The following is a 23,600-nucleotide window of genomic DNA, read 5'->3' as shown; positions in this document are numbered from 1 at the left end:
ACGATGGACGGCATGGGACACGCCGAAGTGGAGTCGATCCACGTCCACCCGGTCAAGGCGTTCCGGGGCGTCTCGCCCCGGGAGGCCGTCGTGGAGCCCTGGGGCCTGGCCGGCGACCGGCGCTGGACGCTGATCGACCACGGGGGGAAGGTCGTCACGCAGCGCGAGCAGCCGCGTCTCGCCCTGGCCGCCGCCGAGCCTCTGGCCGGCGGCGGCCTTCGTCTGTCCGCGCCCGGCCGGCCGCCGCTGACGGTCGAGGTGCCGGAGCCGACGGCGACCGTGCCGATGAACGTGTTCGGCACGAAGGTGGAGGGGGTCCCGGCCGGCCCGGCCGCACACGCCTGGTGCAGCGCCTATCTGGGGGCCGAGGTCCGCCTGGTCCACATGGACGACCCGGCCACCCGCCGCCCGGTCGACCCCGAGTACGCCCTGCCCGGCGAGACGGTGAGCTTCGCCGACGGCTACCCCCTGCTGGTCACGACGGTGGCCTCGCTCGACGCCCTCAACTCCCTGATCGCGCAGGGGCCGAACGCCCACGAGGGCCCGCTGCCCATGAACCGGTTCCGGCCGAACGTCGTCGTCGCGGGCACCGAGCCGTGGGCCGAGGACGACTGGACGCGGATCGCCGTCGGCGAGGTGGTCTTCCGGGCCCCGAAGGCGAGCGGACGGTGCGTGGTGACCACCACCGACCAGGCCACGGCCGTACGGGGCCGGGAACCGCTGCGCACCCTGGCGCGCCACCGCAGGATCGGCGGCAGGCTGCTGTTCGGCCAGAACCTGGTGCCCCTCTCCCCCGGCACGATCAGGGTCGGCGACCCGGTGCGGGTGCTGGGGTAGGGACCGGCCCCCGCACTGCCCGTCGGTGATGATCCGGCGGACCGGGAACCAGGGGGCGGGTGCCGGGCGTTGAGCAGGGGTGAGAAATTCGTGAAGGGCCGCGTACGCCAGGTACCGCGGCGGACGTGAATCGCTCGCACCGGATCCGGTCCGGGGACGAGCGCGGACGCCGGGGATCACGGCGGACCAGGAGGGGGTGGGGACATGCGAGCACTCAGCGGGCTGTGGCGCTGGCGGCGCAATCCGCTGTGCCGCGCGACCGATCTGGCCGAGGCGTGGGTGGCCCTGGTGGCGCTGCTGCTCATCGTCGTGGCCGCACCCGTGACCGGCTGCCTGGTCGGCGCCGCCGCCCAGGAGTCGCTCCAGCGGTCCGTCCGGCTGCAGCAGCACACGCGCCATCCGGTCGAGGCCACCGTGGTGCGGGACCTGGGCGGGGCCCTGCCGGAGGCCGACCCCGACACCACTTCCGCGCGCGAGACCGGCAGCCGGGTGCTCGCCGACTGGACCGCGCCGGACGGCACCCCGCAGCACGGCGCGGTCCTGGCGGACCTCAAGTCCCCGCACCGTGGGGACCACTTCCGGCTGTGGACCGATCCGCACGGCCGAATAACGACGCGCCCGCTGGACTCCGCGACGGCCACGACGCACGCCGTGCTCGCGGGAGTCGGCGCGGCGCTGCTCGCCGCGGCCCTGGTCGAGGGCGGGCACCGGCTGACCGTCTGGCGCCTGGTCCGCCGGCGGTACGCGCGCTGGGACCAGGCCTGGGACCGGGCGGGCCCGGACTGGGGCAAGGCGGGCACCGGGAGCTGACGGCCTTCCGGCTCTGGTCAACTCGGCATCCACGCACGCGCTACGGTGGACCGGCCGAAGCGCATTCGGCGACAACCCGCGGGTGCGTGAACCCCGGGGCGCACAGGTCTCCAGGGGCGCGGACGCACTGACGCCCCGAGGGCCGAGCACGGTCCCGGTCCGGGCACCGGCGGCAGCGCCCCGCGGGCCGCGAGCCATCAGTACGACGAGGTGGGGGCACAGCAACGCCATGGCACAGGGCACGGTCCAGGTGACGCACACCGGTACTTCGCGGTGGCGGCGCCGCACGGGTGAGTACGCTTCGCTCGCCGCCGCCCTGGAGGCCGCCGCCGACGGCGACGTCCTCACCATCGCCCCCGGCACCTACCGGGAGAACCTCGTCGTCCAGCGGGCGGTGACACTGCGCGGGCCCGAGGGCTCGTCCGGCTCGGTGCGGATCGCGCCGGTGGACGGCGTTCCGCTCACCGTGCGGGCCTCGGCCGTCGTGCAGGACCTGCACATCGAGGGGCAGGACGCGGCGGCGCCCGCGCTGCTGGTCGAGGAGGGCACACCCGAGCTGATGGACGTGCGGATCGTCACGCGGTCCGCCGCCGGCATCGAGGTGCGCGGCGACGCCCGCCCGACCGTGCGCCGGTGCACCGTCGACAACCCGGCCGGCATCGGCATCTCCGTACTCGACGGCGGGGGCGGGGTGTTCGAGGAGTGCGAGGTCGTCGCGGCCGGGCAGGCGGGCGTGGCGGTGCGCGGCGGGGCCCGTCCCCGGCTGGAGCGCTGCCGCGTGCACCACGCCTCCGGCACCGGGCTGACCGCGACCGGCGAGAACACCTCGCTGGAGGCGGTGGGCTGCGAGATCTACGAGGTGCGCGGCTCCGGGGTGCAGGTCACCCAGCGGGCCACCGCGCACCTGACCGACTGCGAGGTGCACCGCACCACCGCCGACGGCATCACCCTGGACACCGACGCGGTGCTCACGCTCGCCGACTGCCACCTCCACGACATCCCGGAGAACGCGGTCGACCTGCGCTCCCGCTCGGTCCTCACCCTGACCCGTACGACGGTCCGCCGGTTCGGGCGCAACGGCCTGTCGGTGTGGGACCCGGGGACCCGGGTGGACGCCAACCAGTGCGAGATCTTCGACAGCACCGGCGACTACCCGGCGGTGTGGGTGAGCGACGGGGCCACGGCCGTACTGGAATCCTGCCGGGTGCACGACGTGCCGGACGCGCTGTTCGTACTGGACCGCGGCTCCCGCGCGGACGTCGTCGACAGCGATCTGTCGCAGGTGCGCAACACGGCCGTGTCGGTGAGCGACGGGGCGACCGCGCAGCTGGACGACTGCCGGATCAGGGACGCGGCCACCGGTGCCTGGTTCCGCGACCACGGCAGCGGCGGCACGCTCAACAACTGCGGCCTGGACGGCACCCAGACCGGTGTGATCGTCACCAAGGGCGCCGACCCGACCATCGAGCGGTGCACGGTCGACTCCCCCTCGGAGGCCGGCTTCTACGTCTCCGCGGGCGGCCGGGGCAGCTTCCTGAACTGCCGGGTCACCGGCAGCGGCGGCTACGGCTTCCATGTGATCGACGGCTGCCGTACGACGCTGCGCAGGTGCCGGACGGAGCGGTGCGCGCGCGGCGGCTACGAGTTCGCCGACGCGGGGCCCGGGACCGGACCGGTCGTGGAGGACTGCACCAGCGACGAGAGCGGCGGTGTCCGGGCGCCCGCGGTCCGGGAGGCGGCCGTGGAGACGGCGACGCAGTCCGCCGGCCTGCTCGGCGCGCTCCCCGGGCAGCGGGCCGCGGAGCAGGCTTCGCCCGTCTCCCTGGCGGAGCCGGAGAAGCCCCAGCGCACGTCGAAGGACGTGCTCGGGGAACTCGACGCGCTGGTCGGCCTGGAGAGCGTCAAGCGCGAGGTCCGGGCGCTGACCGACATGATCGAGGTGGGCCGGCGCCGGCAGCGGGCGGGGCTGAAGGCAGCCTCCGTCAAGCGGCATCTGGTCTTCACCGGCTCCCCCGGCACCGGCAAGACCACGGTCGCCCGGCTCTACGGCGAGATCCTCGCCTCGCTGGACGTGCTGGAGAAGGGTCATCTGGTGGAGGTGTCCCGGGTCGACCTGGTCGGTGAGCACATCGGCTCCACGGCGATCCGCACCCAGGAGGCCTTCGAGCGGGCGCGCGGTGGTGTGCTGTTCATCGACGAGGCGTACGCGCTGTCCCCGGAGGACGCCGGGCGGGACTTCGGCAAGGAGGCCATCGACACGCTGGTGAAGCTGATGGAGGACCACCGGGACGCGGTGGTGGTGATCGTCGCCGGGTACACCGCCGAGATGGAGCGCTTCCTGTCCGTCAACCCGGGCGTGGCCTCCCGCTTCTCCCGCACCATCACCTTCGGCGACTACGGTCCCGAGGAACTGCTGCGGATCGTGGAACAGCAGGCGGACGAGCACGAGTACCGGCTGGCGCCGGGCGCGTCCGAGGCGCTGCTGAAGTACTTCACGGCGATCCCGAAGGGCCCGGCGTTCGGCAACGGCCGCACCGCCCGGCAGACCTTCGAGGCGATGGTGGAGCGCCACGCGAGCCGCGTCGCCCAGCTGCCCGACCCGACCACCGACGACCTGACCCTGCTCTACGCGGAGGACCTGCCGGAGCTGCCCTGAGCCGTCCCGTGGGCGGGCCGGGGCAGGCCCGTCGACCACGTCACGCCGAGGGTCCGGTGGTCCCGGCCCGAGGCCCCGGCTCCGGGCGCTGGCCCGGCAGCTCCGGGTGCAGACGGGTGAGCAGGCGGGCCCGTTCGCGGGTGAAGGCGGGGTCCGTCTGGTAGTCGGAGTGGCCGAGGATCGGGGCCGGCAGCGGGTGGTCCGGAGTGCGGCCGTAGGCGAGGGGGTCCCGCAGGGGCTCGTGGTCCACGTCGGGGGAGGGGTCGTCGGGGACGCGGACGGGGCCGCCGATGGGGTCGGTGCGCCGGTAGAGGTTGCGCCAGCAGTCGATGTCGTGGTGCAGGGCGGCCAGGGCCGACGGGCCGAAGTGGGCCGGGAACCAGCGGCCGTACAGGCGCTCCAGCGGTGAGCCGTAGGTGAGCAGGGCGACCCGCCCGCGTACGGACGGCGGTAACTGCCAGGCCGCCGCGGCGGCGAGGACGCTGCCCTGGGAGTGGCCGGACAGCACCAGCCGGCCTCCGGTGCGCCGGGTCCAGGTGGCCATGCGCCAGGTCAGGTCGGGCACCGCGCGCTCGGCGTAGCAGGGCGGTGCGAAGGGGTGGGCGGCGCGCGGCCAGAAGGTGCCGACGTCCCAGAGGATGCCGATGGTGCGCCGGGCCGAGGCGTCCTTGTAGGCCCGCCTGCCCCAGGTCACGAACAGCAGGAAGCCGAGGCCGACCAGCCAGGAGCCCAGCGCCTGCGAGGTCTCGGCCACGGCCTGGACGAGGTGGTGCGTGCGGTGGGCCGCTCCGTCGGGCGTCTTCCTCGTGGCGAGGGCCCCGGCCAGCGCCACGGAGCCCAGGACCAGGGTGGTGGCGGTGAGTACGGCGACGACGAGCGGCGCCCGGTCGGTGAGGGTGGCCATGGCCCGCGCGTGGGCGATGGCGCGGGTGCGGGCCGGGTCCTCGGGCTCGCCGGGGTGCTCGCGGCGGACCCGGTCCCGTTCGGCTCGGGCGAGCCGGGCGGTGTGCAGGGCGAGCCCGGCGACCAGGAGCAGCAGGACCGCGAGGAGCGGCGGGATGACGGACGCCTGCCAGGTCAGCAGGACGGGCGGGCCGGTGAGCAGGGCACGGGTGCCGTCCAGCCAGTCGGCGACGCGCTGGGCGACCCCGCCGGAGATCACTCCGCCCAGCGCGCAGGCGAGCAGGGCGACGGCGGGACCGCCGAGACCGCGCATCGCGGCGCGCGGGTCGGGGCGGCGCCGGTGCAGGTACCCGGCCACGGCGGCGAGGGCGACGACGAGCAGGCCCTGGGCCAGCATGAGGGCGCCGAAGGAGGGGTCACCGGGCAGCCGGCCGATGGACCGCCAGTCGGGCCGGGTCCAGCCGGCGTACACCAGACCGAGCAGCAGCAGGGCGAGCGCGGCGAGCGGCAGGCAGCGTACGAGGTGCCGGTCGAGCCGCTGGTCGAGCCGTCTCTCGCTGCGGCCCCGGCGGCAGACCACCACGACCACCGCCGCCCCGCAGACGACCAGCGCGGCCGCCAGCCCCAGGCCGAGGACGTCCAGGACCGCGGGGCCGCCGGGCCGGCGGTCGAAGCGGGCCGCCGGGGTGGTGACGGCGGCGGCCACCGTGAGCAGACCGGCCGCGGTGTGCGCCGCGCGCAGCCGGGCGACCAGACGCCGCCCGTACCAGAACCCGGGCCGGGCCAGCGCACTGCCGTGGGCGCCGGGCCCGACGCCGTCACTGTCCGACTTCGACCGGTCCCTCCCCGGAACGGGTCCACCGCTGCCCGACTCCGCCCCACTGCCGGCCGGCTCCCGTCCGCCCCCACCCGGCTCCGACCCCCCACTGGCCGAACCCGACCCACCGCTGCCGGACTCCGCACCACCGCTCCCCGGTCCCGGTCCACCGCTGGCCAAGGCGTGTCCCTCGCCGGCCGGCCGAGGACCGCCGCCGGACGGCTCCTGGTCGTCACCGGTCGGGTCCGGGGTGGAGGACAGTGGTCGGTGGGACTCGTAGGCGCGCCAGGTGCGGTGGGAGAGGTACCACAGCAGGCCGGTCAGCGTGACCGGCAGTGTCGCGGCGAGGGCCAGTCGGCGGCCGGGGGCGCTCCACCACCCGCCGGCGGCGGGTGACAGGAAGCCCAGCCAGGAGTGGCGGCCGACGCAGGACTGGACGCCCGCGCACTGCCAGGCGACCAGGTCGAGCGCCACTTCGCAGGCGGCGGCCACCAGCAGCACGGTCAGGGTGAGGGCCGACAGACGCACCAGGAGGCCGTAGAGCCGGACGACGCGTGGTCGGCCGGGTGCGGCGGGGCGCATCCAGTGGGCGAGGTTCACCACCATGAACGGCAGCAGCAACAGCCACAGGGCGCGGCTGCCGTCGCCGGAGGTGAGGTTGCACCAGACGTACGCCTCCCGGACCGGTCCGCTCCGGGGCTCCCGCCCGCGCTCTCCCCCCGCCCCTTCCCCGGCGCCTGTGCCGTCCGGGGCGGCCTCGGTGTCCTCGGCGCGCCGGAAGACGGCGGCCGTGTCGTCGCCGGTGACCCGGACCGTGCGGGGGTCGCCGAGCATCTTCTCCGGCGTGGTCCCGCCGACCCCGTGCACCAGCAGTTCCAGCTCGGTCTCCGGCGGCTCCCCGGGCCGGTCCACGTACGTTCCGCCGGGACACTGCTCCCGCTGCCCCGCCCGGCGCTCCTGCGCGCGTTCCACTGTTCTGACACTTCCCCCGTGACGCCTGACGCCTGTGTCGTGCGCGCTTCAGGATCTCCGGTCCGGCGGCCGCGTACACCTCTCGTCACGGAATCTCCCCGAACCGTGTGGCGGCGGACGGGTCACGACGCGGTGGCGCAACCGGTGCCGACCCGTGAAAAGATGGGACGCCCGCGCACTGCCGGACAGAGGGAACTTCCTGGTCGGAGCCGGTGCACCGGGCGTGTCGGACGGATGGCGGCGAAAGGACCGGAGCGTACGTGAGCGAGAATCAGAACCTCCTCGCGGAGCAGCGCCGCGCCCTGATCGTGGACGAGGTCCGGCGCCGGGGCGGGGTACGGGTCAACGAACTGACCCGCAAGCTCGGTGTCTCGGACATGACCGTGCGTCGCGACCTGGACGCGCTCGCCCGCCAGGGCGTGCTGGAGAAGGTGCACGGCGGCGCGGTGCCGGTGGTCGAGGCGAGCACGCACGAGCCGGGGTTCGAGGCGAAGTCGGGGCTGGAGCTGACCGCCAAGGAGGACATCGCGCGCGCCGCGGCCCGCCTGGTCAGCCCGGGGGCGGCGATCGCGCTGTCCGGTGGTACGACGACGTACGCGCTCGCGCAGCATCTTCTGGAGGTGCCCGACCTGACCGTGGTGACGAACTCGGTGCGGGTCGCGGACGTCTTCCACTCGGCACAGCGCACCTCGGGGCAGCGGCAGGGGGCGGCGACGGTGGTGCTGACCGGCGGGGTGCGCACCCCGTCGGACTCGCTGGTGGGGCCGGTGGCCGACCAGGCGATCGCCGCGCTCCACTTCGATCTGCTCTTCCTCGGGGTGCACGGCATATCGGTGGAGGCCGGCCTGTCCACGCCGAACCTCGCGGAGGCCGAGACCAACCGGCGGCTGGTGCATTCCGCGCGCCGGGTCGTGGTGGTCGCCGACCACACCAAGTGGGGTGTGGTGGGCTTGAGTTCGTTCGCCGCGCTGGAGCAGGTGGACACGCTGGTGACCGACGCAGGTCTGCCCGCCGAGGCGCGCGCGGAGATCTCCGAGCATCTGCGGGTGCTGGTGGCGGGCGAGCCCGGTGACGAGGACGGCACTGACATCTGAGAGCCCGTCAGCTAAGGTGACGATGCCCGGTTGACGACGTGCGTCCAACCGGCTGCGGGAGTGTCACGAGGGGGTTTCGTCCATGGCTCGTCGTCTGCGCCCGGTGGATCCCGGCTTCATCGGGACCGCGCCCGTACGCCTGGTCTTCGCACGGAACATCTCCGCCTCGCCCGAGCGGGTCTACCGCGCGCTCGCCGAGGACGTGCCCGGCTGGGCCGAGTGGTTCTCCGCGGTGACGCTCGCCCGGGTCACCGACGGCGGCTCCGGGCGCGAGATCCGGCTCAGGGGCGGGGGGAGGTTCGCGGAGACGGTGCTCGTCGCGAAGGCGCCCGAGGTGTACGTCTACCGTGTGGACAGCACCAACGCGCCCGGGGCCCGCGCCCTGGCCGAGGAGTGGCGCCTCACGCCCCGGGGCAGCGGGACGCGTGTGCAGTGGACCTTCGCCGCCGATGGGACGGCGCCGTTCCGGTTCGTTCTCATGCTGGCCCGCGCGGGCCTGGGGCGCGCCTTCCGTGACGCGGTGACGTCCCTGGACGGGTACGTGTCCCGGCGGTGATCAGCCGCCGTGGGCGTGGTGTGCCTCGGACACGACCGCTGCCATCAGTTCCGCGTCCAGCGCCGATACGTCGGCCAGACGGGAGGCGGCCGAAAGGGAGTTGAGCAGGGTCTTGGTGACGCGCAGCGCGGCCGGGGGGCGGCGCACGACGGGCCGGGCCCAGGCGTCGACGGCCGCGTCCAGTTCGTGAGCCGGCACCACCTTCTGCAGGATGGACAGGGAGTGGGCTTCCGCCGCGGTGAAAGCCCGGCCGGTGAGGACGAGTTCGCGGACGCGGGCGGCGCCGACCTCGTTGATCAGGCGGGGCAGCAGGCCGCCCCAGGCGGTGGGGAGTCCGAGGGCGAGTTCGGGCAGCCGGAAGGTCGCGTCCTCGGAGCCGACCCGCAGGTCGCAGGCGAGCGCCAGGGCCATGCCCGCCCCGATGGCCTTGCCGTGGACGCGCGCGATGGTGACGGCCGGGTTGCCGGTCAGGGCGTCGCAGACGCGCCGCGCCTTGGTTCCCGACACGCGGATGCCGCCGGCGGTGGGGTCGGCGGCGAGGTGCCGGGCGAACTCGCCCCGGTCCCCGCCGAGGCTGAAGTCGGCGCCGCTCCCGGTGAGGACGAGCACGCGGACCGCCGGGTCCTGGTCCTGGAGAACGGCCAGGAGGTCGTCCAGCAGGGCGTCGGTGACGGTGTTGCCGTGCTCGGGGGTGTTCAGCTCGATGGTGAGGACCGGGCCCTCCCGGTGGGTCCGCAGGGTCTGCCGTACGGGGCCGGCCGGGAGAGCCGTGAGGGGGAGGGCGGTCATGTCGTCGCTTTCGGGGGAGTCATGTCGTCGCTTTGGGGGCAGTCATGTCGTCGCTGTTGGGCAGGTCGTCTTGTCAGGTGCGGACAGGCCGCCTCCAGGGGGTCACGCCGTCACCGTGAGGGAGGTGACGCGCCGGAAGACCATCCGGCTCGCGTACGTCGGGCCCGCGGTCGGCCGCAGGGTGGGGAATCGTTCCAGCAGTTCGCTGAGCAGCAGGCGGGCCTCCAGGCGGGCCAGGGCCATGCCGAGGCAGTAGTGGGCCCCACCGCCGAAGGTGAGGTGGGCGCCCTTGCGGCGGACGTCGAACACGTGCGGGTTCTCGTTGCGGCGCGGGTCGTGGTTGGCGGCGCCGTAGAGCACGTGGACGGTGGTGTCCTTGGCGATGGGTACGCCTGCGAGAACGGTGTCGTCGGCGGCGTACCGGGAGTTGAGGTGGATGGGCGGGTCGTAGCGCAGCACCTCGTCGATCGCGTCGTCGAGGCGCTCGGGGTGCCGGCGCAGCCAGTCGGCCCGGGCCGGGTCCCGGGTGAGGAACCACACGGCGTTGGTCAGCAGGGTGGCGGTGGTCTCCAGCGAGGCGATGGTGATGAACATCGTCAGGTCGTAGAGCGTCTGGTCCGCCGCCGCGCGGTCGTCGGGGTACTGGGCGTCCCAGTAGCGGATCCAGTCGGAGAGGACATCGTTGCCAAGGCGGCGGCGGCGGTGGGCGATCAGGCGGGTGAAGAAGTCCCTCATCTCCAGGGTGGCCTGGGCGGAGACGGCCAGTTCGCTCTTGGTGGGCAGGAGTTCCTGGGCGTGGACCTGGCGGTGGGTGAAGTCCAGGATCCGCGGGTAGTGCTCGGCCGGGATGGCGAGCCACTGGCCGACGGTGTGGATCGGGAGCCGGTCGCCGACCGTGTCGACGAAGTCGGCCTCGCCGTGGGTGCGCAGCTGTAAGTCGAGGCGGTCCAGGAGCCGGGTGACGTGGCCCGCGATCCGGGGCCGCATGGTCTCCAGGGTGCCGCGGTCGAAGAGGTTGCCCAGGGCGCGCCGCTGGAAGGTGTGCACGGGCGGGTTGAGGCGGGAGAGGGTCCGCGTCATCTCCCGCGTCGCCGGCTCGCGCCAGCGCGTCGGGTCGGGCTGGCGCTCCTGCCAGTCGAAGTCGGGGACGAGCCAGTTCCGGCCGCGCAGGACCTGGCTGCACGCATCGAATCCGGTCACGAAGTACCCGCCCCAGGGCGCGGGCACCACATCGCCCAGTGCGCGCAGTTCTTCCCAGACGGGGAGGGGGTCGGCCAGTCCCTCGCCGGCCCTCAGGCGGCGAAGGAGAGGGATGACGACTCGGCGGTCGGGGGTGGTACCGCGTATGACGCCAACGGCGGTCACGCAAAGCTCCTCTGTGGCTGGGCGCTACCGTTACCGCCGGAACCTACCCTTCCCCTCTCCTCCGTCATGCGCCTGACAGTGTTGCTCCTGTCACATGCCGCACATCAGACCCGGAAAATGTCCAGGAAACTGCTCCAGAATCCCTTCTTCCTGGCCGGCTCCTGACGGCCGGCGGAAGCGGCGGAGGCCGGAACCGTCGGCAGCGGCTGCTCCGCCGCGGCGGGGCCGGTCCGGTTCTGGAGGGCGGAGACCATGCGGGTGGCCGGGGTCGGGCTGAAGGCCACGGGCAGCGCGACCAGGGCCCGGTGGAACGGCCCCGGGCGCCATTCCAGCTCCTTCTCGGGAACGGCCAGCGTGAGGTCGGGCAGGGCGTTGAGGATCTTCTCGATCGCGGTGACGGCGATGACCTGCGCCGGGTCCTTGGCCGGGCACGCGTGCGGACCGGCTCCCCAGGCCAGGTGGGCGCCCTTGCTGTGCTTGTGGCGGGCCTCGGCGAGCGCCGGATCGCTGTTGGCGGCGGCGAAGCTGATGACGACCGGAGTGTTGGCCTCGGCCACCACTCCCCCGAGGTCCACGTCCTGCACCGGGTAGTGGGTGGCGTAGTTGGCGATGGGCGTCTGGTTCCACAGCACGTCGTCGATCGCCTCCTCCACCAGCAGCCCGGAGTCGCGCCCGCTCGTGTCGGGCGACAGCAGCAGGAGCAGGGCGTTGCCGATGAGGTTGCGCTCGGGTTCCACGCCGGCGCCCATCAGCATGACGAGCTGGTCCTTGAGTTCCTCGTCGGTGAGCCCGGCGGGGTGCTGGATCAGCCAGGAGGTGACGTCGTCGCCGGGCCGGCGGCGCTTGAGGGCGATCAGCTCCATCAGGCAGGCGGTGAGTTCCTCGTTGGCGCGCAGGGCGTCCTTGCCGTCGAAGATCGCCGACATGGCGCTGGTGAGGGTGTCACCGATGTCCGCCGGGCAGCCGAAGAGCTTGTTGAACAGCAGCAGCGGCAGCAGTTTGGCGTAGTCGTTGAGGAGGTCGGCCCGGCCCCGCTCGCTGAACTGGTCGATGAGGTAGTCGGCGATGGGCTCGACGTCACGGCGGATGCGGGTGATGTTGAGCCGGGCCAGGCTGTCCGTGACGGCCTTGCGCAGCCGCAGGTGCACGGCACCGTCGGTGAACAGGCAGTTGGGCCGGTACGCCATCATCGGCAGCACCGGGCTGTCCAGCCCGATGCGCCCTTCGTTGAGGGCCTTCCACCGGCGGGCGTCCCGGGCGAAGAGCGTGGAGTTCTGCAGCACGCGCAGCGCCATCTCGTGGCCGACGACCAGGGTCGCGTCGACGCCGGGGGCGAGTTCGACCGGTCCGGCCGGAGCGTGGGCGCGCAGCCGGTCGTAGACCTGGTGCGGGTCGGCGGCGAACGCGGCGTCGTGCATGGGGCATCTGGCGCCGACGGGGGCGGGGGCTGACTGGCGGTCCATGAGGTTCCTTCTGCTGGCTCCGGGCCGAAGGTCCGGGCGGATGGTTCCGGGCCGGGGGGGTCCGGGCCGGGCGCCGGGGGATGGTGCCGGGCCGGGGTCCGGCGCAGGGTCCGGGCCCGGGGCCCGGGCGGGGGTCCGGGCCGGGGTCGGGGGGATGGAAGGGTCAGGCGGCTCGGGCGAGCAGGTGACGCACGAGCGCGATCAGCGCGTGGGCGGAGGACTGCCGGTCGCGCGCGTCGCAGTAGACGACGGGGGTGTCGGGGAGCAGGTCCAGGGCCTCGCGCACCTCCGCCTCCTCGTACACCGTGCCCGTCTCGAAGCTGTTGACCGCGATGGCGTACTCCAGGCCGTACCGCTCGACGAGGTCGATGACGGGGAACGTCTCCTCCAGCCGGGCGGGGTCGACCAGGAGCAGCGCCCCCAGCGCGCCGCGGGCCATGTCCTCCCACAGCTGCATGAAGCGCTGCTGTCCGGGGGTGCCGAACAGGTACAGCACGAGGTCGTCGCTGAGCGTGAGCCGGCCGAAGTCCAGGGCCACGGTGGTGGTGGTCTTGTCGGACACGCCCCTGAGGTCGTCCACGTGGAGCGACGCCTGCGTCATCTTCTCCTCGGTGCGCAGCGGGGTGATCTCCGACAGGGAGCCGATGAAGGTCGTCTTGCCCACGGCGAAATGCCCGACGACCAGGATCTTGGCAGCGTTGGTCACCGCGCTGGAGACGTAGATGGAGCCGGGGGCGGTCTCAGCCGATGAGGGATTGGAGTCCATTCAGAACCTTTTCCAGGGTCGCTCTGTCAACGTTCTGAGCCCGGGGCGGCTCGGCGCGGCGCAGGAGGTGTCCCTGCTCGAATAAATCGGTCAGCAGCAGCCGGGCCACCCCCACCGGCAGTCCCAGGTGGCCGGCCACCTCGGCGACCGACAGGTAGCCGCCCGCGCACAGCTTCCAGATCGCCATCACCTCGGGACCGGCTCCCAGCGGGGGTGTCCGGTCGGGAGCCAGGGTGACCAGGGTGTGCAGCGCCAGGTCGTCCGAGTCCGGCAGCGTCCGGCCGCCGGTGATGACGTAGGAGCGGACGAAGTCGCTGGTGACGGAGGCTTCCTCGTCGGGGGTCGTCATGCGCCGGCACCGTTGTCCGAGCGGGGCGCCACACTCATCGCCTTGCTCAGGCCCGTGACCGTCTTCTGCATGCGGAACGACATGGCCTCCATGTCGACGTCCAGCGCGGCGGAGACGGCGAGGTAGGAGCCCTGGCCTGCGGCGATCAGGAAGATCCAGCCGCCGTCGTACTCCAGCAGCGTCTGCTTCCAGATCCCGTGTCCCGCTCCCACGAACCCCGCGACGGCCCGGCTCAGCGACTGCATGGAGCTCATCGCGGCGGCGTTCGTCTCGGCGTCGTCCCGCCCGATGTCGTCCGAGCGCTGCAGCAGCAGGCCGTCGCCCGAGACGAGGATCGCGTGCCGGGCTCCGCGTACCTCAAGCACGTCGTTCAGCACCCAGGACAGGTCGATGTTCACTTGTTGTCAGGTCCTTCCGTGGTGTTCGTGGTGCGCCCGAGCTGTGTTCCGCGCGCGAACGCCCCGAGCCGTGACGCCGTCACCTCGCTGGCGGGTTCGGGCGCGCCCTCCTGACCGTCGGTGGCGTCGAGTGCCGGGACCACCGTGACGGGGCCGCTGCGTCGCCGGCGTTTGGGCAGACCTCCCGAGGTCGTCCCCACCACGTGGGTGGGGCCCACGACCGGGACCGGCGCCAGTCGCTGGGGGGCCGTCTCCGGGCCCGTGGCGTCCTGGGCGTCGGCCGCGGGGGCGGGCGCGTCGGCCGCGAGGAGACTTTCGGGCACACGAATCACTGCACGCACTCCGCCGTAGGGGGACACGGAACCGACGGAGACGGCGAAGCCGTAGCGGGCGGCGAGCATGCCGCACACGGCGAAGCCGAACCGCGGCGGATCGCCGAGACCGGTGATGTCGACCGGACCGTCGACCGACAGCAGGGCCGCCGCCCGGTCCTTGGTCTCCTGGTCCATGCCGAGTCCGGCGTCGTCGACGATGAAGCACACACCGGTCGGCACGGTCTGGATGTTGACCTCGACCGGAGTGCCGGGCGCGCTGTAGTTCGTCGCGTTGTCCAGCAGCTCGGCCAAGACGACGGCCACCGGCTCGACCGCCTTGCCGACGAGGGAGACGTTCACCTGCGAGTGGACGCTGACCCGGTTGAAGTCCCTGATCCGGCCCTGGGCGCTGCGCGCGACGTCGTAGACCGTGGCGGCGCCCTCCCGCCGGCCCAGCCAGCCGCCGCACAGCACGGAGATGCCCTTGGCGCGGCGTCCGAACTGGCTGCCGGTGTGGTCGACCGTCATCAGGTCGGCCAGGACCTCGGTGGTGTCGCCGTACTTCTTGAGCAGGCCGTCGAGGAGTACCTGCTGCTCCTCGGCGAGCGACTGGAGCGTTCCCATCGCGGACTTGAGCACCGCCTTGGTCCCCGCCTCCGCGTCCGCCCGGACGTCCGCGAGGTCGCGCTGGTGCTGGGCGGTCAGCGTGGCGATGTGCGCGTGGAGCTCTCCGACATCGCCGCGGGCCTCGCCGAGTCCCGCTTCCAGTTCCTTCTTCGTTCTTCGGAGCGCCATGTTGGTTCTCCGGGCCCGCATCACTGCGACGACCGCAGCGATGAGCACCACCAGCAAGATCCACAACAGTGGATCCTGAGTCAATGACGTCATGAGACTCTCTTCAAGTCGCATCGCGCCGGGAACGTGAACAGCGCGACGGTGCCTTCGAGACTGTCCCCCAGACGCGTTCATGACACGCCGTCAGTCCACTGAAAAGTGGGATGATCTTATCAGTCGCTTAGGCGCAACCGGCTTGCCGAGGGCCTCAATTGAGACGTCACCAAACCCACACAACCCCGCAACCCGCCTGTCGCGCGGGAGCCGCCCGGGGAGGGGGGCGGCTCAGTCCGGCCACACGCCGGTGGCCAGGAACGTGTCGACCGCGGCCGTGTACGGCGTGATGTCCAGACCCTGCTGCGCGAGCCACGCGTCCGAGTAGTACTTGTCCAGGTACCGGTCGCCCGGGTCGCACAACAGCGTGACGACGCTGCCCGTACGCCCCTCCGACACCATCTCGGCGACGATCTTCAGCGCACTCCACAGACCGGTGCCCGTGGAGCCGCCCGCCTTCCGGCCGATGGCCGCCTCCAGGGCCCGTACGGCGGCGACACTGGCCGCGTCCGGGACCTTCATCATCCGGTCGATCGCGCCGGGCACGAAGCTCGGCTCCATGCGCGGCCGGCCGATGCCCTCGATCCGGGAGCCGCAGTCGCAGGTGACCTCCGGGTCGCCGGTCGTCCAGCCCTCGAAGAAGCAGGAGTTGTCCGGGTCGGCGACGCAGATACGGGTGTCGTACTGCATGTAGTGGACGTAGCGCGCGAGGGTCGCGGAGGTGCCGCCGGTGCCCGCCGTGGCGACGATCCAGGCGGGCTCCGGGAACCGCTCCAACTGCAACTGCCGGAAGATCGACTCGGCGATGTTGTTGTTGCCGCGCCAGTCCGTCGCGCGTTCGGCGTAGGTGAACTGGTCCATGTAGTGGCCGCCGGTCTCCACCGCGAGGCGGGCCGACTCCTCGTACATCTTCCGGGAGTCGTCCACGAAGTGGCACCGTCCGCCGTGGAACTCGATCAGGCGGATCTTCTCCGCGCTCGTCGTGCGCGGCATGACCGCGATGAAGGGCACGCCGATCAGCTTCGCGAAGTAGGCCTCGGAGACCGCGGTCGAGCCGCTCGACGCCTCGATCACCGGGCGGTCCGGGCGGATCCAGCCGTTGCAGAGGCCGTAGAGGAACAGGGAACGGGCGAGCCGGTGCTTGAGACTGCCGGTGGGATGGGTGGATTCGTCCTTGAGGTAGAGGTCGATACCCCACCGCTCGGGCAGCGGGAAGCGCAGCAGGTGCGTGTCCGCCGATCGGTTCGCGTCGGCCTGAACCTTGCGGACGGCCTCTTTCAGCCAGCCACGGTAGGCGGGATCACTGCGGTCGACGTCGAGGGTGGCGCCGGTGCTGATCTGGGGAGGGGTGCTCACGGCGGGGCTCCTTACGCTGCTCGCCGACGGCGCCTCGCGCTGGCCGGCAGATCGAGCATAGGCACCTTTCACACCGCTTCCCACCTGCATAAACGCATCTTTGAGCCACCCAAAGGCACGCTGGGGCACGGATGTGCGAGCCGATGGGGGGCGCATGGGCGCGAGTGCTCCGGGCGACTGCCGCACACGCCCCCGCGCGCACTGGTGCTCCACGCCGAGCCGGGGCAGACTGCACGCGACGGGACGACCGTCCCGGACGGGGGCGCACCAGGGAACCACGGGAACACCGCGAGGGGGCGGCCAGACATGGCGGAACCGGAGTTCACGGCCACAGGCGTGCGCATCGGCAAACGCCTGCGTTCGCTCACCCGGGCCGGACAGGTCCGGATCAGCGACGGCAGACTGCAGTTGCTCACCAGTTACGGCAGCGAGATAGACAGCGCGCCGGTGCAGGCGGTGCGCGCCTCCAAGCCGTGGTTCGTACCGGACGACCGGGCGCTCGCCGACGTCAACGGCACGCGGTACCTGCTGACGATGGGCGCGCGCGATCCCGCTCCGGGCCGGCCGGGGCCGCCCGCGGCACGGCGGTTCGTCGAGGCGGTCCGCCGTGCGGCGGGGCGCGGCGGCTGAGGAGCGCGCGGCCGCACACGGCCGGGGCGGTCAGCCGCACATGCCGGCCGGCGGTCGGTCACGCGTGCTGAACGGCGGTCGGTCACACACGCCGAGCACCGGTCGGTCGCGGCGAGTTGCGGGAGCGCATCCGCTGCGCCACGCTGGTCTCACGTCACTCTGGGTTTACCGGCGATAACGCTGCGAACCAGCCCGCCGGCCACGACAGCAGGCGGACGTTTGGACGCAAGCACCCTGCTGGATCCGTTGTTCTCCGTGTTCTTCCGGTTCCTCCGGACCTCACATCGGGGAGTCGCAGCCGTGATCAGTCACCCAAGCAGGCACTGCACGGTGGAGCTCCAAGCCCTGCCGTCGCGGATCGGCCAGGTCCGCAGAATCGTATCTGCGCAGTTGCGCTACTGGCATATGGACCCGTTGATAGACCGGGCCGCGCTCGGTGTGACGGAGTTGCTGAGCAACGTCCACCGGCACGCCCGGCCCGACAAGTCGTGCACCGTCGAGCTGGAACTGCTGCCGGACCGGCTCACGGTCTCGGTGCGCGACCACGATCCGCGTCTTCCGGTGCCGGCCGACGCCACGGAGGCGACGGGCGCCACTCCGCTGGCCACCTGTGGGCGGGGCCTGGCCATGGTGGCCGCGGTCAGCGAGAGCTGGGGCGCCCGGCCGGACGGCGAGGACGGCAAGGTCGTCTGGTTCACCCTCCCGGCCCCGGCAACGGCCCGCAGCCATCCGTCGGGGTCGCCCCGGAGGGCGGTACGGGGCACGCCGACGCCGGCCGTCCCCACGAGGGTGGCCGCACCGACGCAGGCGGTTGTCCCGGCGGAGGCGGTTCTCCCGGCGGAGGCGGTTCTCCCGACTGGGGCGCCTGTCCCGGCGGGGGCGGTTCTCCCGGCGGGACCGACCGGTTCGGGGCCGTGCGTGGCTCCGGCAGCCCCGGTACCGGCGAGTGCCGCGCCCCTGACAAGTCCCGCGCCCCTCGCAAGTCCCGCGCGCCCGCCCGTCCGCCGTACCGCACCCGCCGGCAGCACGGCGCCCGTCGCCGCCACGGCCACGGCGCCGGTCGGGGCGCCCCCACCCGCCGCGGGGTCCGCCCCCACCCCGGCCGAGACGGCCCCGCCCGCTCGGTCAGCCGTGCCTTCCTGACCCGCCGAGGTTCCCGGCCGGCCACTGCGTCGCCCAGCCCACGGGTACCTCCCGGCCCACCACACCTCCGGCCGGCCGGGAGCACCGGACCGTCACGAGCCCGCCGCCCCACCCCTCGGGAACGCGGCAGCAGTGCGGGCCGCCTCTCCAGGGGCGGCCCGCCTCGGTGCCCCCGCGACCGCGGTGCCCTCCCCCCGCGCTACGGCCGGACGGACCGGGCGGGCACCCGAGCGCAGCGCGGCGCCTCGGCCCCGGCAGCGAGTCTCGACAAGGAACGGGGAGCCGGGGCCTCGGCGGGGAAGGTGGCGTCGCCGCCGTCCAGGGCTCGTACGGCGGTGTCGCCGGAGCCGTACGCCCTCACCGCGTCGGCGAGGCGGGCGACGGCACGCGCCGCGGTGGCCGTGCTCAGACCGCGCCACTCTTTCCGGTGCCGCCGAACTGCTCCTCCAGGACGGACAGACGGCGCCAGTACTCGTCCTCGTCGATCTCGCCGGAGGCGAAGCGGCGGCCGAGGACCGCGAGCGGTGAGTCGCCCGCCGGGCGTCCCGCGTCCACCGGCCGCCAGGGGCCGCCGCGCCCGCGCCGGGCGGTGCGGCGCAGCACGGTGACGGCGCCGGTCACGACGGCCGCCCAGATCAGCGGGACGAACAGGATCCACGGGCCGGGTCCGCCGCCGTCCCAGTGCGCCAGGGTCTGCATCTCGGGTCTCTCCCTCGTCGGTCGGGTCTTCGGGTGGTGTCCGAAGGCTCCCTCCGGCAGGGGGTCGGGGTCGTCGTGCGGTCGGCGGCAGTGCGCGTACCTCGCGGGGAGTACGGCCGTGACTCCGTGCTGCTCCCGGGGCGGGTGGCGGACTGTAACTACTAGTATGTACAGTGAGCGCGTGAGCACCTCGGAACGACTGATCGAGTCCACCCGCGAGCTGCTGTGGGAGCGCGGGTACGTGGGCACCAGCCCGAAGGCGATCCTGGAGCGCGCCGGGGCCGGACAGGGCAGCATGTACCACCACTTCAAGGGCAAGCCGGACCTCGCCCTGGCGGCCATCCGCCGCACCGCCGACGAACTGCGGGCCACCGCGGAGGCCGTGCTGGGCGGGCCGGGCACGCCGTACGAGCGCATCGAGGCGTATCTGCTGCGCGAGCGTGATGTGCTGCGGGGCTGTCCGGTCGGCCGGCTGACCATGGACCCGGACGTGATCGCGAGCGAGGAGCTGCGCGCGCCGGTCGACGCGACGATCACCGCCATCCGGCAGCGGATCGCCGGGATCGTCGAAGAGGGCAAACGGCAGGGGCAGTTCGCGCCCGGCCTGGACGGCGAGGAGATCGCCGCGGCCGTCCTCGCGACCGTGCAGGGCGGCTATGTCCTCGCCCGCGCGTCCGGCTCGCCGGCCGCCTTCGACGCGGGCGTACGCGGTCTGCTCTCCCTGCTGGCACCTCCGCCTCCCGGACCGGGGAACTGAGTCACGTGCACTTCACCGGACGGCGTCCCGACACCCGGCGGGGCCCGGCGGAGAACTTCACCGGCATTACTTGGAGGGCGCGGGGCTCGGTGCCGGGCCCCGCACCTTCATGACCCACCTGGCGGTGGTGGAGGCCGCCGGGGACGGCACGACGACCGAGTGGCACGCGCACGTGACCGACCACCCCGCCTGAGCAGCGGCCGACCACCCCGCCTGAGAAGGGAATTCCGAGATGCACGCCATGCAGTACGAGTTCACCCTGCCCGCCGACTACGACATGGGGATCATCCGCTCCCGGGTCGCCCGCGTCGGCCATCTGCTGGACGACTGGGACGGTCTCGGCGTCAAGACGTACGTGATGCGCGAACGCGGTGTGAACGGCTCGCCGGTGAACCAGTACGGCCCGTTCTACCTCTGGAACACCCTGGAGGGCATGAACAGCTTCCTGTGGGGCGGAGCCTTCCAGGGGCCCGTCGACGACTTCGGGCGGCCCGCGGTCCGGCAGTGGACCGGTCTGGCCTTCGAGGAGGGAACCGCAGCCGCCGCGCCGGCGTTCGCCGTGCGCCGGCGCCAACCGGTCCCGGACGGCGTGCGGTTGGCGTCCTTCATGGCGGACGCGGCGGCCGAGACCGGGAGACTGGCGGCGCGGGACGGCGCGGTGCTCGCGGCGGCGGCCGTGGACACCCGTGCCTGGGAGCTGGTGCACTTCTCCCTCTGGGAGCACGAGGCGCCCAAGGCCGAGGGGGACGTCTTCGAGGTGCTGCACCTGTCCGCACCCGGCCGGGACCGGCTTCCCCGCGGACGGCAGTGGTGACCCACGTCCGTACGGTCCTCGGTGACATCCCGCCCGAGGAGCTGGGCGTGTGCGACGCGCACGACCATCTCTTCCTGCGCAGCCCGCGGTTGCCGGGTCAGGAGCTGGACGACCTCTGCGCCGCGCGGTCGGAGCTGACGGCCTTCCGCGCGGCGGGCGGGGCGGCCGTCGCGCAGTGGACGCCGTACGGCATGGGACGGCGGGCGGCGGACCTGCCAGAGCTGTCCCGCGCGACCGGGGTGCGGATCGTCTGCGCCACCGGCCTGCACCAAGCGGCGCACTACGACCCCGAGTCGCTCGCCCGGCTGCGCGGCGGCCGGCTCGCCGACCTGTTCGTCTCCGAGCTGACCGAGGGGATCGGCACGACCGGTGTGCGGGCCGGTTTCATCAAGGTGGCGGGCGGTTTCCACGGGCTCGACGCGCATGCCCGCCGGACCATGGCGGCGGCGGCCGAGGCGCACCACGCCACCGGCGCCACCATCGCCGTACACCTGGAGCTGGGCACCGGCGCCCTGGACGTACTGGACCTGCTCTGCGGGGAGTTGAATGTGCCGGGTGAGCGGGTGATCCTGGGGCGCCTGAACCGCTCGCCCGACCCGGTGACGCACCGCCAGGCCGCCGCGTCGGGCTGCTGGCTGGCCTTCGACGGCCCGTCCCGCGCCCACCACGCCACCGACTGGCGGATGCCGGAGGCCGTACGGGCCCTGGCGGAGGCCGGGTTCGGGGACCGGCTGCTGCTCGGCGGTGACACGGTGACCGCCGGGGCCCGCTCGGTCGACGGCGGGCCGGGGATGCCGTACCTGCTGCGCCGGGTGCGGCAGCGGCTGGTGCAGGCGGTGGGGGCGGAGTTGGTGGACCGCGTCCTCGCGGAGCACCCGGGGCGAGCGTTCGGGGCCGACTGGGCCTGAGCGGGCCGTGGCCCGATCCGGTGGATCCCTGTCCCTCCGGACGGTTTCGCCGCCGGCCGTGGCCGGGAGGATGGGAGCCGACGGAGCACGAGAGTTCACGATCCCCTATCACCGATACCGATCACCGACGGCTGTCCGAAGGGACGGGAGAGCATGGGCCTGGAGATGCGCGCCCGCTGCGAGCGCTGCGAGACCACCGCGCTGCCACCGGACGGTCCGGCCCGTATCTGCTCGTACGAGTGCACGTTCTGCGAGGCGTGCGGAGCGGCCCTGGGGCAGGTCTGCCCCAACTGCGGGGGCGAACTCGTGCCGAGGCCGCGCCGCGCGCCCGCGGACACGGCCACCGTGGCACGCGCCGGTGTCATCGGGGTGGGCGAGACCGGCCGGGCCCTCGTGCACGGCCTGGGCGACGGTGCCGGTGAGCGCGCTGACGGACACGCCGACCACCCATGACCTCCGCGGTCTCCTCAAGGGGGTCGGACACGCGCCGGACGACGGCACGCACCCGCACGGCTCCGCCGACCGCACCCCACCCCGGTGGCCGTCGCGCCGGCGCAGCCGGGGGCGGGGCCCGTTGTCAGTGCCGTGTCCTACGCTGCCCATGATCGGTGAACGTGGGGCGGGAGGCGTGTGATGGGTGGCAACGCATGGTGTCACGTGGGGCGGTATCAGCCCGATCTGACGGCGGCGTTCCGGCAGGAGCAGGAGGCGGAGCTGGCGCGGGACGACCACGGCTTCCCGGGCCGTACCGTCGAGGAGCTGTGGGCGGACACGGAGTGGATGGAGTACATCTACACCGGTGGTACGGCCTCGGTCCTCGACCAGGCGATCATGGTGGAGCCCACGGACACCGAAGGCGGGCCCTTCATGCGGCCGTTGACCGACGCCGAGGTCAGAGTCTGGGCACCGGACGGCCGGCCGACGCACGCCGCATGGCTCGACGCGCTGGACTCGGACCGGCTGCCCTTCCCCGACCGCGCCTGCGGCAACTGCACGGTGCTGTACGGCGAGAACGGCCCGGTGGGGATCGCGTACTGGGGTGTCACCGCGGACTAGTCGGTCCCGGCCAGTGCCTCCAGTGGATCGTCCAGGACCGGCTGCCAGGCCAGTTCCGCCGCGCCGACCAGACTGTTGTGGTCCAGGGTGCACGGCAGGATGGGGACTCCCCCGCTCTGGCCCCACAGGCTGCGGTCGGCGACCACCGCGCGCAGCCGGCCGGGGTCCGCGTCCAGCAGGGTGCGGTGCAGACCGCCGAGGATGATGCGGTCCGGGTTGAGGATGTTGACCAGGCCGGCCAGGCCGAGGCCGAGACGGTCGATGAGGACCTCGGCGGCCCTGCGGACGGCCGGGTCGTCGTACTGGGTGCGCAGCAGGTCGCCTGCCTGCTGGACCAGCGACACCTCGGGGCCGGGCTCCCGGCCCGCCTCCATGAGCAGGGCCAGCGGGTCCGCCTCGACGTCCAGGCAGCCCCGGCTGCCGCAGTGGCAGGGGCGGCCCTCGGGGTTGACGGTGAGGTGGCCGACCTCCAGCGCGAGCCCCGAACTGCCCGTGTGCAGACGGCCGTCCAGGACGAGCGCGCCACCGACGCCCCGGTGTCCGGTGGCCACGCACAGCAGGTCCCGCGCGCCCCGGCCGGCGCCGTGCCGGTGTTCGGCGAGTGCGGCCAGGTTGACGTCGTTGCCCGCGAACGCGGGTCCGCCGATGCCCGCGGCGCGCACGCGCTCCGCGAAGATCTCCCGGACGGGGGCGCCCGCGGGCCAGGCCAGGTGCAGCGGGTTGAGGGCCAGACCGGCGGGTTCGGCGACGGCGGACGGCACCGCGAGCCCTGCGCCGACACAGCGCCGCCCGGTGCTGCGCAGCAGCTCCGCGCCCGCCTCCACCACGGAGCCGAGCACCTTCGCCGGGTCGGCGTCGACGGTCTCGCAGCCGGGGGCGGTCGCCACGATCCGTCCGCCGAGGCCGACCAGCGCGGCCCGGAAGCCGTCGGCGTGGATCTGCGCCGCGAGGGCGACCGGCCCGTCCTCGGCGACCTCCAGCCGGTGCGAGGGGCGCCCCTGGGAGCCGGCCGCCGAACCGGGCCGGGCGTCCACGCGGATCAGGCCCAGCGCCTCCAGCTCGGCGGCGACCGCGCCGGCCGTCGCCCGGGTGACGCCGAGTTCGGCGGTGAGCACGGCACGGGTGGGCGCCCGTCCGGTGTGCACCAGCTCCAGCGCCGGTCCGAGCGCCCCGCGCCCGCGGTCCAGCCGCGCCCTTGACGTGGTCCTCTCCCCCGCTGCCCGGGGATCCGCCTTGCCGCTCATGAGGGCGAGTCTCCCA

The 23,600-nt window shown here is 73.5% G+C and carries 22 protein-coding genes and 2 pseudogenes; 13 read left to right on the top strand and 11 right to left on the bottom strand.

Going from position 1 to position 23,600, the window contains the following annotated elements; all coding sequences use genetic code 11:
• Positions 1-12: 12 nt before the first annotated feature.
• The 3 genes from ACH4LD_RS20075 to ACH4LD_RS20065 all read left to right on the top strand — a co-directional run bounded on the left by ACH4LD_RS20075 (position 13) and on the right by ACH4LD_RS20065 (position 4,303).
• Positions 13-837: an MOSC domain-containing protein gene (locus tag ACH4LD_RS20075; protein ID WP_398056240.1), complete on the top strand. Its 825-nt coding sequence runs from the start codon at positions 13-15 to the stop codon at positions 835-837.
• A gap of 204 nt (positions 838-1,041) precedes the next feature.
• On the top strand, positions 1,042-1,647 hold the full coding sequence (locus tag ACH4LD_RS20070; protein WP_398056241.1) for a hypothetical protein: 606 nt from the start codon (positions 1,042-1,044) through the stop codon (positions 1,645-1,647).
• Positions 1,648-1,876: 229 nt separating this feature from the next.
• Complete coding sequence (locus ACH4LD_RS20065; protein ID WP_398056242.1) at positions 1,877-4,303, top strand: right-handed parallel beta-helix repeat-containing protein; 2,427 nt, start codon at positions 1,877-1,879, stop codon at positions 4,301-4,303.
• 40 nt (positions 4,304-4,343) lie between these two features.
• Here ACH4LD_RS20065 and ACH4LD_RS20060 read toward each other — a convergent pair whose 3' ends face one another.
• A complete protein-coding gene (locus ACH4LD_RS20060) occupies positions 4,344-6,995 on the bottom strand; it encodes a hypothetical protein (protein WP_398056243.1) in 2,652 nt (883 codons plus the stop codon).
• Between the two features lie 260 nt (positions 6,996-7,255).
• Between ACH4LD_RS20060 and ACH4LD_RS20055 the strand changes: the two genes are divergently transcribed.
• Positions 7,256-8,089, top strand: a complete 834-nt coding sequence (locus tag ACH4LD_RS20055; protein WP_103816152.1) for a DeoR/GlpR family DNA-binding transcription regulator — start codon at positions 7,256-7,258, stop codon at positions 8,087-8,089.
• Positions 8,090-8,171: 82 nt separating this feature from the next.
• A complete protein-coding gene (locus ACH4LD_RS20050) occupies positions 8,172-8,645 on the top strand; it encodes an SRPBCC family protein (protein WP_398056244.1) in 474 nt (157 codons plus the stop codon).
• Here ACH4LD_RS20050 and ACH4LD_RS20045 read toward each other — a convergent pair whose 3' ends face one another.
• The 8 genes from ACH4LD_RS20045 to ACH4LD_RS20010 form a co-directional block, all read right to left on the bottom strand.
• Complete coding sequence (locus ACH4LD_RS20045; RefSeq protein ID WP_132790929.1) at positions 8,646-9,434, bottom strand: enoyl-CoA hydratase/isomerase family protein; 789 nt, start codon at positions 9,432-9,434, stop codon at positions 8,646-8,648.
• A gap of 102 nt (positions 9,435-9,536) precedes the next feature.
• Entirely contained in the window at positions 9,537-10,799 is a 1,263-nt protein-coding gene (locus ACH4LD_RS20040) for a cytochrome P450 (protein WP_398056245.1), read from the bottom strand.
• A 104-nt stretch (positions 10,800-10,903) separates the two neighbouring features.
• Entirely contained in the window at positions 10,904-12,217 is a 1,314-nt protein-coding gene (locus tag ACH4LD_RS20035; RefSeq protein WP_398056428.1) for a cytochrome P450, read from the bottom strand.
• Between the two features lie 208 nt (positions 12,218-12,425).
• Positions 12,426-13,028 (bottom strand): GTP-binding protein, encoded by a 603-nt coding sequence (locus ACH4LD_RS20030; RefSeq protein WP_398056246.1) that lies wholly within the window; start codon positions 13,026-13,028, stop codon positions 12,426-12,428.
• Complete coding sequence (locus ACH4LD_RS20025) at positions 13,003-13,377, bottom strand: DUF742 domain-containing protein (protein ID WP_030651941.1); 375 nt, start codon at positions 13,375-13,377, stop codon at positions 13,003-13,005. Before ACH4LD_RS20025 ends, ACH4LD_RS20030 begins: the two co-directional genes overlap by 26 nt.
• Entirely contained in the window at positions 13,374-13,775 is a 402-nt protein-coding gene (locus tag ACH4LD_RS20020; RefSeq protein ID WP_014671109.1) for a roadblock/LC7 domain-containing protein, read from the bottom strand. Before ACH4LD_RS20020 ends, ACH4LD_RS20025 begins: the two co-directional genes overlap by 4 nt.
• Positions 13,772-14,977: an ATP-binding protein gene (locus ACH4LD_RS20015; protein WP_398056247.1), complete on the bottom strand. Its 1,206-nt coding sequence runs from the start codon at positions 14,975-14,977 to the stop codon at positions 13,772-13,774. The genes ACH4LD_RS20020 and ACH4LD_RS20015 overlap by 4 nt, the downstream gene beginning before the upstream one ends.
• A 231-nt stretch (positions 14,978-15,208) precedes the next feature.
• Positions 15,209-16,333, bottom strand: a complete 1,125-nt coding sequence (locus tag ACH4LD_RS20010) for a PLP-dependent cysteine synthase family protein (RefSeq protein ID WP_398056248.1) — start codon at positions 16,331-16,333, stop codon at positions 15,209-15,211.
• 306 nt (positions 16,334-16,639) lie between these two features.
• Between ACH4LD_RS20010 and ACH4LD_RS20005 the strand changes: the two genes are divergently transcribed.
• A complete protein-coding gene (locus tag ACH4LD_RS20005) occupies positions 16,640-16,963 on the top strand; it encodes a hypothetical protein (RefSeq protein ID WP_103816157.1) in 324 nt (107 codons plus the stop codon).
• Between the two features lie 300 nt (positions 16,964-17,263).
• Positions 17,264-17,686, top strand: a pseudogene (locus ACH4LD_RS20000) (ATP-binding protein); the annotation flags it as partial.
• Positions 17,687-18,511: 825 nt separating this feature from the next.
• Here ACH4LD_RS20000 and ACH4LD_RS19995 read toward each other — a convergent pair.
• The gene (locus ACH4LD_RS19995) at positions 18,512-18,805 is read right to left on the bottom strand and encodes an SHOCT domain-containing protein (RefSeq protein ID WP_398056249.1); all 294 of its coding nucleotides are present in this window, start codon (positions 18,803-18,805) and stop codon (positions 18,512-18,514) included.
• 166 nt (positions 18,806-18,971) lie between these two features.
• Between ACH4LD_RS19995 and ACH4LD_RS19990 the strand changes: the two genes are divergently transcribed.
• The 6 genes and pseudogenes from ACH4LD_RS19990 to ACH4LD_RS19965 all read left to right on the top strand — a co-directional run bounded on the left by ACH4LD_RS19990 (position 18,972) and on the right by ACH4LD_RS19965 (position 22,340).
• Positions 18,972-19,562: a TetR/AcrR family transcriptional regulator gene (locus ACH4LD_RS19990; RefSeq protein WP_398056250.1), complete on the top strand. Its 591-nt coding sequence runs from the start codon at positions 18,972-18,974 to the stop codon at positions 19,560-19,562.
• Between the two features lie 70 nt (positions 19,563-19,632).
• A complete protein-coding gene (locus ACH4LD_RS19985) occupies positions 19,633-19,755 on the top strand; it encodes a hypothetical protein (protein ID WP_398056433.1) in 123 nt (40 codons plus the stop codon).
• Positions 19,756-19,794: 39 nt separating this feature from the next.
• Positions 19,795-20,376, top strand: a complete 582-nt coding sequence (locus ACH4LD_RS19980; protein WP_398056251.1) for a DUF4865 family protein — start codon at positions 19,795-19,797, stop codon at positions 20,374-20,376.
• Positions 20,373-21,284: a phosphotriesterase gene (locus ACH4LD_RS19975; RefSeq protein WP_398056252.1), complete on the top strand. Its 912-nt coding sequence runs from the start codon at positions 20,373-20,375 to the stop codon at positions 21,282-21,284. The genes ACH4LD_RS19980 and ACH4LD_RS19975 overlap by 4 nt, the downstream gene beginning before the upstream one ends.
• Positions 21,285-21,437: 153 nt before the next feature.
• A pseudogene (locus ACH4LD_RS19970) lies at positions 21,438-21,611 on the top strand (DUF1272 domain-containing protein); the annotation flags it as partial.
• A gap of 330 nt (positions 21,612-21,941) precedes the next feature.
• On the top strand, positions 21,942-22,340 hold the full coding sequence (locus ACH4LD_RS19965; protein ID WP_398056253.1) for a hypothetical protein: 399 nt from the start codon (positions 21,942-21,944) through the stop codon (positions 22,338-22,340).
• Here the strand turns inward: ACH4LD_RS19965 and ACH4LD_RS19960 are convergent.
• On the bottom strand, positions 22,337-23,584 hold the full coding sequence (locus tag ACH4LD_RS19960; RefSeq protein WP_398056254.1) for an ROK family protein: 1,248 nt from the start codon (positions 23,582-23,584) through the stop codon (positions 22,337-22,339). The two genes, ACH4LD_RS19965 and ACH4LD_RS19960, sit on opposite strands and share 4 nt — an antisense overlap.
• Positions 23,585-23,600 lie beyond the last annotated feature (16 nt).

Origin of the sequence: Streptomyces sp. NPDC017676, assembly GCF_044329325.1 — a bacterium.
Taxonomy (GTDB): domain Bacteria; phylum Actinomycetota; class Actinomycetes; order Streptomycetales; family Streptomycetaceae; genus Streptomyces.
Note: the sequence above shows the minus strand (reverse complement) of the source record. Positions and strands in the feature narration are given on the sequence as shown.

Coding starts and splice junctions, on each gene's coding strand:
- ACH4LD_RS19980 (WP_398056251.1), top strand. CDS start 19,795: ATGCACGCCATGCAGTACGAGTTCACCCTGCCCGCCGACTACGACATG.
- ACH4LD_RS20070 (WP_398056241.1), top strand. CDS start 1,042: ATGCGAGCACTCAGCGGGCTGTGGCGCTGGCGGCGCAATCCGCTGTGC.
- ACH4LD_RS19995 (WP_398056249.1), bottom strand. CDS start 18,805: ATGCAGACCCTGGCGCACTGGGACGGCGGCGGACCCGGCCCGTGGATC.
- ACH4LD_RS19990 (WP_398056250.1), top strand. CDS start 18,972: ATGTACAGTGAGCGCGTGAGCACCTCGGAACGACTGATCGAGTCCACC.
- ACH4LD_RS20025 (WP_030651941.1), bottom strand. CDS start 13,377: ATGACGACCCCCGACGAGGAAGCCTCCGTCACCAGCGACTTCGTCCGC.
- ACH4LD_RS20030 (WP_398056246.1), bottom strand. CDS start 13,028: ATGGACTCCAATCCCTCATCGGCTGAGACCGCCCCCGGCTCCATCTAC.
- ACH4LD_RS20050 (WP_398056244.1), top strand. CDS start 8,172: ATGGCTCGTCGTCTGCGCCCGGTGGATCCCGGCTTCATCGGGACCGCG.
- ACH4LD_RS20005 (WP_103816157.1), top strand. CDS start 16,640: ATGGCGGAACCGGAGTTCACGGCCACAGGCGTGCGCATCGGCAAACGC.
- ACH4LD_RS20045 (WP_132790929.1), bottom strand. CDS start 9,434: ATGACCGCCCTCCCCCTCACGGCTCTCCCGGCCGGCCCCGTACGGCAG.
- ACH4LD_RS20075 (WP_398056240.1), top strand. CDS start 13: ATGGGACACGCCGAAGTGGAGTCGATCCACGTCCACCCGGTCAAGGCG.
- ACH4LD_RS20035 (WP_398056428.1), bottom strand. CDS start 12,217: ATGCACGACGCCGCGTTCGCCGCCGACCCGCACCAGGTCTACGACCGG.
- ACH4LD_RS20065 (WP_398056242.1), top strand. CDS start 1,877: ATGGCACAGGGCACGGTCCAGGTGACGCACACCGGTACTTCGCGGTGG.
- ACH4LD_RS20015 (WP_398056247.1), bottom strand. CDS start 14,977: ATGACGTCATTGACTCAGGATCCACTGTTGTGGATCTTGCTGGTGGTG.
- ACH4LD_RS19960 (WP_398056254.1), bottom strand. CDS start 23,584: ATGAGCGGCAAGGCGGATCCCCGGGCAGCGGGGGAGAGGACCACGTCA.